This is a genomic window from Pseudomonas sp. NPDC087029, from assembly GCF_044745345.1.
GTDB lineage: Bacteria > Pseudomonadota > Gammaproteobacteria > Pseudomonadales > Pseudomonadaceae > Aquipseudomonas > Aquipseudomonas faucium.
In genome coordinates this window covers 32,149-45,439 of the sequence record NZ_JBIVAB010000024.1, presented here as the reverse complement: position 1 = coordinate 45,439, position 13,291 = coordinate 32,149, and the positions used below count along the sequence as shown (strand labels likewise).

Annotated in this window: 10 protein-coding genes; 8 read left to right on the top strand and 2 right to left on the bottom strand. The window is 65.5% G+C overall.

Annotation, left to right across the window (positions count from 1 at the left end):
* The first annotated feature begins 181 nt into the window (after positions 1-181).
* Both ACIPG5_RS24740 and rarD read left to right on the top strand, forming a co-directional pair.
* Entirely contained in the window at positions 182-1,156 is a 975-nt protein-coding gene (locus ACIPG5_RS24740) for a serine/threonine protein kinase (RefSeq protein ID WP_176514857.1), read from the top strand.
* 64 nt (positions 1,157-1,220) lie between these two features.
* Positions 1,221-2,108 (top strand): EamA family transporter RarD, encoded by an 888-nt coding sequence (gene rarD, locus ACIPG5_RS24735; protein ID WP_401378657.1) that lies wholly within the window; start codon positions 1,221-1,223, stop codon positions 2,106-2,108.
* Positions 2,109-2,327: 219 nt separating this feature from the next.
* Here the strand turns inward: rarD and ACIPG5_RS24730 are convergent, their stop codons facing one another.
* The gene (locus ACIPG5_RS24730; RefSeq protein ID WP_236236985.1) at positions 2,328-2,846 is read right to left on the bottom strand and encodes a glycine cleavage system protein R; all 519 of its coding nucleotides are present in this window, start codon (positions 2,844-2,846) and stop codon (positions 2,328-2,330) included.
* Positions 2,847-3,301: 455 nt separating this feature from the next.
* Between ACIPG5_RS24730 and ACIPG5_RS24725 the strand changes: the two genes are divergently transcribed.
* Positions 3,302-5,479: a malate synthase G gene (locus ACIPG5_RS24725; protein ID WP_176514851.1), complete on the top strand. Its 2,178-nt coding sequence runs from the start codon at positions 3,302-3,304 to the stop codon at positions 5,477-5,479.
* Positions 5,480-5,593: 114 nt separating this feature from the next.
* Here the strand turns inward: ACIPG5_RS24725 and ACIPG5_RS24720 are convergent, their stop codons facing one another.
* Entirely contained in the window at positions 5,594-6,037 is a 444-nt protein-coding gene (locus tag ACIPG5_RS24720) for a response regulator (protein ID WP_176514849.1), read from the bottom strand.
* Positions 6,038-6,227: 190 nt separating this feature from the next.
* Here ACIPG5_RS24720 and ACIPG5_RS24715 point away from each other — a divergent pair, with 190 nt between their 5' ends.
* From ACIPG5_RS24715 to ACIPG5_RS24695, 5 genes are all read left to right on the top strand, one after another.
* Positions 6,228-8,165, top strand: coding sequence for a putative nucleotidyltransferase substrate binding domain-containing protein (locus tag ACIPG5_RS24715; RefSeq protein WP_401378654.1), 1,938 nt, complete (start codon positions 6,228-6,230; stop codon positions 8,163-8,165).
* Positions 8,162-8,872 carry a PolC-type DNA polymerase III gene (locus ACIPG5_RS24710; protein ID WP_236193878.1) on the top strand — a complete coding sequence of 237 codons (711 nt, stop codon included), beginning with the start codon at positions 8,162-8,164 and terminating at the stop codon, positions 8,870-8,872. Before ACIPG5_RS24715 ends, ACIPG5_RS24710 begins: the two co-directional genes overlap by 4 nt.
* Positions 8,873-9,073: 201 nt before the next feature.
* Positions 9,074-9,592 (top strand): RNA polymerase sigma factor, encoded by a 519-nt coding sequence (locus ACIPG5_RS24705; RefSeq protein ID WP_236236989.1) that lies wholly within the window; start codon positions 9,074-9,076, stop codon positions 9,590-9,592.
* Positions 9,589-10,545 carry a FecR domain-containing protein gene (locus ACIPG5_RS24700; protein WP_286914876.1) on the top strand — a complete coding sequence of 319 codons (957 nt, stop codon included), beginning with the start codon at positions 9,589-9,591 and terminating at the stop codon, positions 10,543-10,545. Before ACIPG5_RS24705 ends, ACIPG5_RS24700 begins: the two co-directional genes overlap by 4 nt.
* Positions 10,546-10,782: 237 nt before the next feature.
* Entirely contained in the window at positions 10,783-13,215 is a 2,433-nt protein-coding gene (locus ACIPG5_RS24695) for a TonB-dependent siderophore receptor (protein WP_401378651.1), read from the top strand.
* Positions 13,216-13,291: the final 76 nt, after the last annotated feature.

Sequence of the window (13,291 nt, the reverse complement as noted above, 5' to 3'; positions counted from 1 at the left end):
GCTAGCAATGCCCGGCACAGCCGGGCCTGGGGCGCTACGCGCCCCATCGTCGGCAAGGCCAGCTTCCATAAGAAGACAGTTGCTCCCACAGGTTCACCGCCGAGGGGCAATACTGTGGGAGCGGCCCGCGCAAGGGCCGGCACTGATACCATGAGGCCTTGCAGCCAGCCCCGGAGCACTCATGTCGCACCCCTTCGCCACACTTACCCCCGACCTGGTCCTGGACGCCGTGGAAAGCCTCGGCTTTCTCAGCGATGCCCGCGTCCTCGCGCTGAACAGCTACGAGAACCGCGTCTACCAGGTGGGCATCGAGGATGCGCAGCCGCTGATCGCCAAGTTCTACCGCCCGGGCCGCTGGAGCGATGCCGCGATCCTCGAAGAGCACCGCTTCAGCGCCGAACTCGCCGACTGCGAAGTGCCCGTGGTCGCACCGCTGCAGCACGAAGGCCAGACCCTGTTCGAACACCAGGGCTTTCGCTTCACCCTGTTCCCGCGTCGCGGCGGCCACGCACCGGAGCCCGGCAACCTCGACCAGCTCTACCGCCTGGGCCAACTGCTGGGCCGCCTGCACGCCGTGGGCGCGACACGCCCGTTCGAGCACCGTGAGGCACTGGCTGTGGACAACTTTGGCCACGCCTCGCTGAACACCCTGCTCGACGGTGGCTTCGTGCCCAAGGAACTGCTGCCCGCCTTCGAATCGGTAGCCCGCGACCTGCTCAAACGCGTCGAAGACGCCTACGCCCGCACGCCCCACCAGGTGATCCGCCTGCACGGCGACCTGCACCCCGGCAACCTGATGCACCGCGACGAGGTCTACCACGTCGTCGACCTCGATGACTGCCGCATGGGCCCGGCGGTGCAAGACCTGTGGATGATGCTCGCCGGCAGCCGCGAAGAGCGCATGGGGCAACTGGCCGAGCTGATCGATGGCTACAACGAATTCCACGATTTCGACCCGCGCGAACTGGCCCTGATCGAGCCCCTGCGCGCCCTGCGCCAGTTGCACTACAGCGCCTGGCTGGCACGGCGCTGGGACGACCCGGCGTTCCCGCCGAGCTTCCCCTGGTTTGGCCAGCCGCGTTACTGGGGCGACCAGATTCTCGCCCTGCGCGAGCAACTGGCCGCGCTGGATGAACAACCGCTGAAATTGTTCTAGAAGCGCGCCGCGCTCTGTCTACAATGGGCGTCGCTTCAATTAGCTTCCTAAGCAAGGATTCTGCATGCACGCCGCAAACCCGCGCCGCGGGTACCTCCTGGGCCTTGGCGCCTACATCATCTGGGGCTTGTTCCCGCTGTACTTCAAAGCGATCCAGAGCGTTCCGGCGGTGGAAATCATCGTCCACCGGGTGCTCTGGTCGGCGCTGTTCGGCTCGCTGTTGCTGCTGGTGTGGAAACACCCCGGCTGGTGGCGCGAATTGCGCGACAACCCGCGCCGCCTGGCCATCCTCGCCCTCAGTGGCACGTTGATCGCCGCAAACTGGCTGACGTATGTATGGTCGGTGAACAACGGCCGCATGCTCGAAGCCAGCCTTGGCTACTACATCAACCCGCTGGTGAACGTGCTGCTGGGCATGCTGTTGCTGGGCGAGCGCCTGCGCCGCCTGCAATGGCTGGCCGTGGGCCTGGCGGCGTTGGGGGTGGCGCAGCAGGTGTGGCAGGTGGGCAGCCTGCCCTGGGTATCGCTGGTGCTGGCATTGACCTTCGGCTTCTATGGCCTGATCCGCAAGCAGGCGCCGGTCGCCGCGTTGCCCGGGCTGGCGGTGGAAACCTGGATGCTGGTGCCGCTGGCGCTGGGCTGGCTGCTGCTGCACCCCACCGCGATAAGCGCACAACCTTCGTTCTACACCAGCAGCGAGGCGCTGTGGCTGATGGCGGCGGGGCCGGTGACGCTGGTGCCGCTGGTGTGCTTCAACGCTGCGGCGCGGCACCTGCCCTACACCACCCTGGGCTTCCTGCAGTACCTGGCGCCGACCCTGGTGCTGATGCAGGCGGTATGGCTGTTCGACGAGCACCTGTCGCCCAGCAGCCTGGTGGCGTTCGTGTGCATCTGGGCGGGCCTGGCGCTGTACAGCGTCGATGCGTGGCTGAATTTGCGCAAGCGCGCCTGATCAAAAAATGATCATATCTATGCAGGCCACGTGGTTCGTGGCCTGCGCAGAGATCTCCAGAGGTTATCCACACCCTGGTCCCCGGCGTTTGTGCACAAGCCACTGAAAACTGGGTGTTTTTTGCTCAAACGGCGGGAGGGCTCGCCCTTGTTGGGCTGGCGAGGTGCGCCCCCAGCTTATCCACAGGGCCATCCCCGCATATTCGGGATAATCGCCTGCTCAATCTTCGGGGCGCAGCTTCAACTCCACCATCAAGTCATCCGCCAGGCTCTCCAGCTTGCGCTGCAGCTCATCCAGCGACAGGGTCAGCGGCAGCGCCAGCAAGGCATCGGCATGGAACAGCGGCTCGCTGCTCATCGGCGCCGGGCGCACCTCGGTGGTGAAGCGCTCCAGGTTCACCCCATGGTCGGCCAGCAGGCGGGTGATATCGCGCACGATGCCGGGCCGGTCATTGCCCACCAGTTCCATGGCGATCGGCTTCCAGGTGCACGAGGGCTCGATGCCGCTTTCGGCGATCAGCACGCGAATGCTGTACTGGCTCAGCGCCTGCAGCGACTTCACCAGCTCGTCGTAGTTCTCGGCCGGCACCGCCACCCGCAAGATCCCGGCAAACTGCCCGGCCATGCGCGACATGCGGCTTTCCAGCCAGTTGCCGTTGTGCTCGGCAATGCACTGGGCAATGCGTTCGACCTGGCCAGCCTTGTCAGGAGCGATCACGGTGAGTACAAGATGATCCACAGCGACTTCCTCTGCGTGCAGCCGCGCAAAGCGGCGAAAATTCGGGGGATCGAGTCAGTATAGGCAAGGCGCGGCAACCTGCCGCAGGGTAGTCCGCGCAACTAATCGTGTACTGTTTCAAGATTTATCTGGAACAATCCACCGGTTTTTTGCGAACATACCAATTCCCAGCGTGACCCTACGCGACCAATCGGTCGCAGAGCGACGCTTTTAGTCCGATGTTTACCTGCCTGCTGCTTCATGTAGTATGCATCGGCGCGGACTACAAAACGTCGTTTCGATGTCTGCCAAGGCGCCTGTGAAAATACGCAAACCGCCCGCCAGCGCGTCTGGCGAGCTGCACCCCGCCGCGCTCGTGGATGACTGGGCAGGCACTGGTGCCGTGTTTAGAGAAGCGCTACAGGCTTAATACAGAAGAGCGAAAGCGAAATAGCTGAGCAGAGGTGAGGCAAGCAATGACTGGATACGTTCACGTCGGTGGCCTTCAGGTCGCCAAGGCCCTGTACGACTTCGTCAACAACGAAGCGATTCCTGGAACCGGCATCGATGCCAAACAGTTCTGGGCGGGTGCCGAGAAGATCATCAACGACCTCGCTCCCAAGAACAAAGCCTTGCTCGCCAAGCGCGACGAGCTGCAGGCCAAGATCGACGCCTGGCACCAGGCGCGCAAAGGCCAGGCCCATGACGCCGTCGCCTATAAAAGCTTCCTCCAGGAAATCGGCTACCTGCTGCCGCAAGTCGAAGACTTCCAGGCCACCACCCAGAACGTCGACGAAGAAATCGCCCACATGGCCGGCCCGCAGCTGGTCGTGCCGGTGATGAACGCCCGCTTCGCCCTGAACGCCGCCAACGCCCGTTGGGGCTCGCTGTACGACGCGCTGTACGGCACCGACGCCATCAGCGATGAAGGCGGTGCGGAAAAAGGCCAGGGCTACAACAAGGCCCGCGGCGACAAGGTCATCGCCTTCGCCCGCGCCTTCCTCGACCAGGCCGCGCCACTGGCAGCAGGCTCGCACGTCGACTCCACGGCCTACCGCATCGAAGGCGGCAAGCTGGTGGTCACCCTCAAAGGCGGCAGCAACAGCGGCCTGCGTGACGACGCCCAGCTGATCGGCTTCCATGGCGACGCCGCCGCACCGACCGCCGTGCTGCTCAAGCACAACGGCCTGCACTTCGAGATCCAGGTCGACGCCAGCACCCCGGTCGGCAGCACCGACGCCGCCGGCGTCAAAGACATCCTGATGGAATCGGCCCTGACCACCATCATGGACTGCGAAGACTCGGTGGCCGCCGTGGACGCCGACGACAAGGTCATCGTCTACCGCAACTGGCTGGGCCTGATGAAAGGCGACCTGGCCGAAAGCGTGAGCAAAGGCGGCAAGACCTTCACCCGCACCATGAACCCGGACCGCGAGTACGCCGCGCCCAATGGCGGCAGCGTCACCCTGCACGGCCGTTCGCTGCTGTTCGTGCGCAACGTCGGTCACCTGATGACCAACCCGGCGATCCTCGATGCCCAGGGCAACGAAATCCCCGAGGGCATCCAGGACGGCCTGTTCACCAACCTGATCGCCCTGCACAACCTCAACGGCAACACCAGCCGCAAGAACACCCGCACCGGCAGCGTGTACATCGTCAAGCCGAAGATGCACGGCCCCGAAGAAGTGGCGTTCGCCGCCGAAATCTTCAGCCGCGTCGAAGACCTGCTGGGCATGAAGCGCAACACCGTCAAGGTCGGCATCATGGACGAGGAGCGCCGTACCACGGTCAACCTCAAGGCATGCATCAAGGCCGCCGCCGAGCGCGTGGTGTTCATCAACACCGGCTTCCTCGACCGCACCGGTGACGAAATCCACACCTCCATGGAAGCCGGCGCCGTGGTGCGCAAGGGCGCCATGAAGAACGAGAAGTGGATCGGCGCCTACGAGAACAACAACGTCGATGTGGGCCTGGCCACCGGCCTGCAAGGCCGTGCGCAGATTGGCAAGGGCATGTGGGCCATGCCCGACCTGATGGCGGCGATGCTCGAGCAGAAGATCGCTCACCCGCTGGCCGGCGCCAACACCGCCTGGGTACCGTCGCCAACCGCCGCGACCCTGCACGCCCTGCACTACCACAAGGTCGATGTGCAGGCGCGCCAGCGCGAACTGGCTTCGCGCGTGCCGGCCTCGGTCGACGACATCCTGACCATCCCGCTGGCTGCCGACACCAACTGGTCGGCCGAAGAGATCCGCAACGAACTGGACAACAACGCCCAGGGCATCCTCGGTTACGTGGTGCGCTGGATCGACCAGGGCGTCGGTTGCTCGAAGGTGCCGGACATCAACGATGTCGGCCTGATGGAAGACCGCGCCACCCTGCGCATCTCGGCCCAGCTGCTGGCCAACTGGCTGCGCCATGGCGTGGTCAGCCAGGAGCAGGTGCTGGAAAGCCTCAAGCGCATGGCTGCGGTGGTAGACAAGCAGAACGCCGGTGACGCCCTGTACCGCCCGATGGCGCCGAACTTCGACGGCAACGTCGCGTTCGAGGCGGCTGTGGAACTGGTTGTAGAAGGTGCCAAGCAGCCGAATGGCTATACCGAGCCGGTGCTGCACCGCCGTCGTCGCGAGTTCAAGGCGCGTAACGGGTTGTAAATTGCAGGGGGCCGCTTTGCGGCCCTTTCGCGACACAAGGCCGCTCCTACACAGTGATCCCTGTAGGAGCGGCCTTGTGTCGCGAAAGGGCTGCAAAGCAGCCCCAACCCTGCATCACTCGATCTTCAACTCCCTCTTCACCAGCGCCAACAGCTTGCCCAGGTCCACCGGCTTGAGCAGAAAGTCCACCACCCCCAGGTGCATCACGTCCACCGCCTCCTTCACATCGGTGTCGCCCGACACCACGATGATCGACAACGCCGCCCGCTCCGACTCACGCACCTGACGAATCAGTTCCAGGCCATCCTTGGGCTGCATGCGCAGGTCGGTGATCATCAAGGCGATACGCGGCTCGTAGTGCAGCTTGAACATCGCCTCCTGGGCGCCATCGGCCATCATGCAGTCGATGCCCCGGCTCTTGAGGTACAGGCACAGAGCCTCGCTGTTCACCGGGTTGTCATCCACCACCAGCACCACAGGTTTAGGTGCCACCGGCGCACTCACCACGGCCAATGCTTCACGCTCCGCTTCACTCAGGATGTCGTCATGCTCAACCATGGTCGTCTCGTCAAAAAAATAGCCCGCTCAGCCGGTATGACCACGCCTTGAGAAATTGATCACAGCACGCCCCTAGACTTACGTCCAATGGGCACCGCACGGCGGCAAGCCGACCATGGGGGCCGAGAACAACAAGGCCGGCACCTATATATAGATATATATAGTTCGGCGTAGCGATACGGTCAGTTTCATGAGCAAAAAGGACGCCTACAGCCAGGCGGGCAGGACTGCCGTCCTGCAGAACATCCAGGGCACCCTGCAGTTCCTGCAGCGCTTCCCACCGTTCAACCAGATGGAGCACAGCCACCTGGGCTTTCTGGTGGAACAGTGCCAGCTGCGGTTCTACGCCAGCGGGGAAAGCATCCTCAAACCGGCGGACGGCCCGGTCGAGCACTTCTACATCGTCAAGCAGGGGCGCGTGGTCGGCGAGCGCCAGCACCTGGTCAAGCCGGGCGTGGAAACCACCTTCGAGATCACCAGCGGCGAATGCTTCCCGCTGGCAGCCCTGCTTGGCGAACGCGCCACCCGCACCGAACACCTGGCCGGCGAAGACACCTTTTGCCTGCAATTGAACAAATCGGCCTTCATCCGCCTGTTCTCGATGTCGGATGTGTTTCGAGATTTTGCACTGCGCGGCGTCAGCAGCCTGCTCGAGCAGGTCAACCAGCAAGTGCGCCAGCGGGCGGTGGAAACCCTCGGCACCCAGTACTCGCTGAACACGCCGCTGGGCGAACTGGCCATGCGCCACCCGGTGGTGTGCACCCCGGATACCCCCCTGCGCGACGCCGTGCGGCTGATGCACGAGCAGCAGGTCGGCAGCATCGTGGTGGTCGACCCGCAGCGCTACCCGGTGGGCATCTTCACCCTGCGCGACCTGCGCCAGGTGGTGGCCGAAGCCGACGCCGACCTGGGGGCGCCGATCGACCGGCACATGACCGCCAAGCCGTTCTACCTCAGCCCGCAAGCCAGCGCCTTCGACGCGGCCATGGCGATGACCGAGCGGCACATCGCCCACGTCTGCCTGGTGGACAACCAGCGCCTGTGCGGCGTGGTGTCCGAGCGTGACCTGTTCTCCCTGCAGCGGGTCGACCTGGTGCACCTGGCGCGCACCATCCGCCACGCGCCGCGCCTGGAGACGCTGGTCTCGCTGCGCGGCGAAATCGGCCAGCTGGTCGAGCGCATGCTCGCCCACGGCGCCTCCTCAACCCAGATCACCCAGATCATCACCCTGCTCAACGACCATACCGTGTGCCGGGTGATCGAGCTGGCCCTGGCCGAACGCGGCGACCCCGGCGTGCCCTTCAGCTGGCTGTGCTTTGGCAGCGAAGGCCGCCGCGAACAGACCCTGCACACCGACCAGGACAACGGCATCCTGTTCGAGGCCGCCGACGCCACCGAGGCCCAGGCCATTCGCAGCCGCCTGCTGCCGCTGGCGCAATACATCAACCAGTGCCTGGCCCAGTGCGGCTTCACCCTGTGCAAGGGCAACGTCATGGCCGGCAACCCCGAGCTGTGCCTGTCGCGCGCCGAATGGGCCCGGCGTTTTGCCGGCTTCGTGCGCGAGGCCAGCCCGGAGAACCTGCTGGCGTCGAGCATCTACTTCGACCTGCGCGTGGTCTGGGGCAACGAGCAAGGTGGCGAACAACTGCGCCAGCAGCTGCTCGAGCAAGTGGCCGATAACCGCATCTTCCAGCGCATGATGGCCGACAACGCCCTGCGCCAGCGGCCGCCGGTGGGGCGCCTGCGCGAGTTCGTGCTGACCCGCCAGGGCAACGACAGGGCCGCCACCCTCGACCTCAAGGTCCAGGGCCTGACCCCCTTCGTCGATGGCGCAAGGCTGCTGGCCCTGGCCAACGGCATTGGCGCCTGCAATACCCTGGAGCGCCTGCGCCAGCTGGTCGAGCAAGGCGTGATCGAAGCCCTCGATGGCGCCGCCTACGAAGAGGCCTACCACTTCATCCAGCAAACCCGCATGCAGCAGCACCAGCGCCAGACCCGCGACAACCTGCCCTATTCCAACCGCCTGGACCCGGACAGCCTCAACCACCTGGACCGGCGCATCCTGCGCGAGTCGCTGCGCCAGGCCCAGCGCCTGCAAAGCAGCCTGGCCCTGCGGTACCAGCTGTGAGCCTGTTCGCCTGGCTGCGCCCGGTCAGCGTGCCGCTCGCAGACGCCGCGCGCGAGCGCCTGGCGCGCTTGCCCAAGGCGGCGCCGCTGGGTGTGTGTTCATTGCGCGAACAGCGCTGGGTGGTGCTCGACCTGGAAACCAGCGGCCTGAACCCCAACCGCGACCAGGTGCTGTCGATCGGCGCCGTGGCCATCGAAGATGGCGCCATCGACTTTTCCCAGCAGTTCGAGCGCACCCTGCACCGCCCGCTGCAGAAGACCAACGCCAGCGTGCTGATCCATGGCCTGGGGCCAAGCGCCCTGGCCGCTGGCTGCGACCCGGCCGAAGCGCTGCTCGAGCTGCTCGAATTCATCGGCGCCAGCCCGGTGCTGGCGTTTCACGCGCCGTTCGACCAGCGCATGCTGGCCCGGGCGCTGAAGCAGAGCCTGGGCTACCGGCTGCAGGGGCATTTTCTCGACGTGGCCGAACTGGCGCCGATGCTCAACCCCGATACCGTGCTGCGCGAGGCCGGGCTGGACGACTGGGTGGCGCGCTTTGGCCTGCAGATCGACGAACGCCACCACGCCAGCGCCGATGCCCAGGTGACGGCGGAACTGGCGCTGATCCTGCTCAGCCAGGCACGCCGCCAGCAGCTCGACAGCCCATTGCAGCTGGAGCAGCGGCTACGCGGGTGGCGGCGGCGCAAGCTGCAGAACCATGGCCTTTAGGCCGGCAAGCCGCCCCCAAAAATCAAGGCTGGCGCTGTACCTGTGGGAGCCGGCTTGCCGGCGATAGGGCCAGCCCTGCCCCCCTCGATCCCCCTGCCATGCCGGCAATCCGATAAGCGTCCATTGCACCCCACCCCCCGCCTCTGCAACAATCGCGAATAATTATCGTTAGTTAATGCATTCGTTCCGGGGGGACGCTGCGTGTCTTCTGCACCAAGCCCACACGCCAATCTGGTCGGTGCGCTGTATCGCGACCATCGCAGCTGGCTGCTCGCCTGGCTGCAACGCAGCATGGCCTGCCGTCAGCGTGCCGAAGACCTGAGCCAGGACACGTTCGTGCGCCTGCTCGGCCGCGAACAGCTGGACACCCCCCGCGAACCGCGCGCCTTCCTCGCCGCCGTGGCCAAGGGCCTGATGTTCGACCACTTTCGCCGCGCCGCACTGGAGCAGGCCTACCTGGCCGAACTGGCGCGCCTGCCGGAAGCCGAACACCCCTCGCCGGAAATCCAGCACCTGATCCTCGAAGACCTCAAGGCCATCGACCGCCTGCTCGGCAAGCTCTCGAGCAAGGCCCGCGCCGCCTTCCTGCACAACCGCCTGGACGGCATGGGCCACGCCGAGATCGCCGAGCGCCTGGGGGTGTCGGTGTCGCGCGTGCGCCAGTACATCGCCCAAGGCATGCGCCAGTGCTACATCGCCCTGTACGGGGAGCCGACGTGAACGCCGCACCGGTTTCAGCCCGTGTCCTGGAAGCCGCCATTGCCTGGAAACTGAGCCTCGACGAGGGCAGCGGCACGGCCGATGAACGCAACGAATTCATGCGCTGGCACGCCGCCAGCGAAGAACACGCCCGTGCCTGGCGCCAGCTTGGCGTGCTCGACCAGCGCGTCAGCGCCGCCGCCGGCCCCGCGCGCCAAGCCTTGCTGCAATCACGTGTCAGCCTGCGCCGGCGCATCGGCAGGGCCGGCAGTGGCCTGGCCGGCATGCTCCTGCTCGGCACCTTGCTTGGCTGGCTCGGCGCGCCGTCGCTGCAGCCCAGCTACTGGCTGGCCGACCAGCGCACCGCCACCGGCGAGCTGCGCACCCTGCGCCTGGAAGACGGCACCCTGCTGAGCCTGAACAGCCACACGGCGGTCGACATCGACTACGCCGGCGATCAGCGCGTGCTGGTGCTGCACCAGGGCGAGATTTCGGTGGAAACCGGCCACCAGGACCCTCGCCCCTTGCTGGTGCGCACCGACGATGGCCGCCTGCGCCCCCTGGGCACGCGCTTTCTGGTACGCCGCGAAGACCACGGCACGCGCCTGGAAGTGCTGCAGGCCTCGGTCGCCGCCATGCCGCTCAACAGCGGCGACGAGCAAGTGCTGCACGAGGGCCAGCAGGTGCTGATGAGCAGCAATGGCCTGGGCCATGTCGGCCCGGTGCAGGCCGGCGCCGATGCCTGGACCCGCGGCATGCTGGTGGTCGACAACGTGCGCCTGGCCGACCTGCTGGCCAAGCTCGGCCAGTACCGCAACGGGCACCTGGGCGTGGCGGATGAAGTTGCCGACCTGCGCGTGTCGGGCAGTTTCCCGCTGACCGATACCGACCTGGCGCTGGCTTCGCTGGTGCCGGCGTTGCCGGTCAAGGTCGAGCGGCATACGCAATGGTGGGTGACCGTAGTTCCCAAGTAGTTCCCAAGTAGTTCCAACCGTGGTGGCCTCATCGCCGGCAAGCCGGCTCCCACAGAGAAAAGCACAGCCCCTCTGAGCGGTGACTTTCCTGTGGGAGCCGGCTTGCCGGCGATAGGGCCGGAACAGCCCACAACCAAAACCAAACAATTCTCACTTTTTTTCAGATTACCCCTGTCACTTCTGAAATCTCGCTCGGCAAGGAAGCAGAAAGCACTTATCCGTCGAGGAGCCCGCTGCATGTCCCGTGCCGTTGATCGTTTCCTGCGTCCCAGCCTGATGGCCCTGGCCATCGGCCTGGCCGCGCCATTGGCCAGCCCTGCCCTGTTCGCCGCCGAGCAAAATGCCCCGCGCGCCTACAACCTGCCCAGCGCCCCGCTGGCCAGCACCCTGAACCAGATCGCCAGCCAGTCGGGCATTGCCCTGGCCATCGACCCGGCACTGGTCAGCGGCCGCAATTCGTCCCCGGTCAACGGCCAGTACGACGGCCTCGGCGCCCTGCAGGCGGCCTTGCGCGGCACCGGGCTGCAACTGCAGCAGAGCAGCGTCGGCAGCTACAGCCTGGTGGCCGTGCCCGATGGCAGCCTGGCCTTGCCGGAAACCAGCGTGAACGCCAGCAGCGACAGCGAAAGCGCCTGGGGCCCGGTGGAGGGCTACCTTGCCAAGCGCACCGCCGCCGGCACCAAGACCGATACCGCGCTGGTGGAAGTGCCGCGCTCGATCTCCGTCGCCACCCGCCAGCAGATGAGCGACCGCGGCGTGCACAGCCTGGACGACGCGGTGCGCTACATGCCGGGCATCGTCTCGGCCAGCTACGGCAGCGACACCCGCTATGACTGGATGCGCGTGCGCGGCTTCGAACCCACCCAGTTCCTCGACGGCCTGCCGCTGCCGCGCGGGGTGTACGCCAACCCGAAAGCCGAAACCTGGAACCTCGACCGCCTCGCCCTGCTGCGCGGCCCGGCGTCCTCGCTGTATGGCCAGACCCCGCCCGGCGGCCTGCTGGACATGGTCAGCCGCCGCCCGCAGGCGCAGAGCGAACATGAAATCGAGCTGCAGTACGGCAGCGACAACCACCGCCAGATCAACTTCGCCAGCACCGGCAAGATCGACGACCAGGGCCAGTTCCTGTACAGCGTCAGCGGCGTGATCCGTGACGGCGGCACGCAGATCGACCACATCGACGACAAACGCTACAACATCGCCCCGAGCCTGACCTGGAACATCGACGACGACACCTCGTTGACCCTGCTGTCCCAGTTCACCCGCGACGATACCGGCGCCACCAGCCAGTTCCGCCCGATCCAGGGCACCAAGATCGACATGCCCTTCGGCAAGATCTCGCATCACAAGAACCTCGGTGACCCGGACTACGAGTTCTACGACCGCACCTACTACGCGCTGGGCTATGCCTTCGAGCACCGCCTGAACGATGTCTGGCAGTTCCGCCAGAACCTGCGCTACACCAAGTCGGACCTGGCCTTCCAGGTCATCACGCCCGGTGCCTACTACGAGCCCGGCGGCCCGGTGAAAGACGACGGCACCGTCAGCCGCATGTCCACCAACACCGATGAAGACATCAGCCAGTTCGCGGTGGACAACAACTTCCAGGCCGACTTCGCCACCGGCGACGTCAGCCACACCCTGCTGCTCGGCCTCGACCACCAGCGCGTCAACAACAACTACCTGTCGATCTATGGCTTCAACGTGCCGGACAGCAACGTCAACAACCCGATCTACGGGTTGCCGATCACCCGCCCTGATCGCTCCTCGGCGTTTTACGACTACGACCAGAAAACCCGCCAGACCGGCGTTTACGTGCAGGACCAGATGGCCCTGGACAACTGGCGCCTGACCCTGGGTGGCCGTGAAGACTGGGTGCATACCAGCACCAAGTTCTTCAACAAGGGTGACGCCACCAACACCCAGCGCGACAAGAAATTCAGCGGCAACGCCGCCATCAGCTACGTGTTCGACTCGGGCTTCGTGCCGTACCTGTCCTACGCCGAGTCGTTCCAGCCGGCCAGCCACGCCGACGCCGACCCGGAGAAGTCGTTCAAGCCCACCGAAGGCAAGCAATGGGAGCTGGGCATCAAGTATCAGCCGCCGGGCTCCAACACCCTGCTGTCGGCAGCCGTGTATGACCTGACCCAGAAAAACGTCTCGGTCACCAACAACGTCGGCGGTGTGCCGATCACCAGCCAGACCGGCGAAGTGAAGGTGCGTGGCCTGGAGCTGGAAGCCGTTTCCGACGTCACCGACAACCTCAAGGTGATCGCGGCCTACACCCTGGCCAAATCGGAAGTGCAGGACGGCCAGTACAAAGGCAACCGCCTGCAGCTGATGCCCAACCAGCAGGCCTCGCTGTGGGCCGACTACACCTGGCACACCGGCGTGCTCGACGGCTTCGGCATCGGCGCCGGCGCCCGCTACACCGGCAACACCTACGGCAACGAGGCCAATACCTACCTGGGCAAGGCCAACGCCTACACCGTGTTCGACGCCTCCGTGCACTACGACCTGGGCCGCCTGGACAACAGCCTCAAGGGCGCCTCGGTGGCCGTCAACGCCACCAACCTGCTGAACAAGGACTACATCTCCACCTGCGACGGCTACTACTGCTACTACGGCGACGAGCGCAGCGTGGTCGCCAGTGCCACCTACAAGTGGTAAGCAGTTGACGCTGTGAGCTCGCCGGCCAAGCCGCCCCCCCGTGGGCGGCTTTGGTCTTTCTGAACGTCGAGAAATA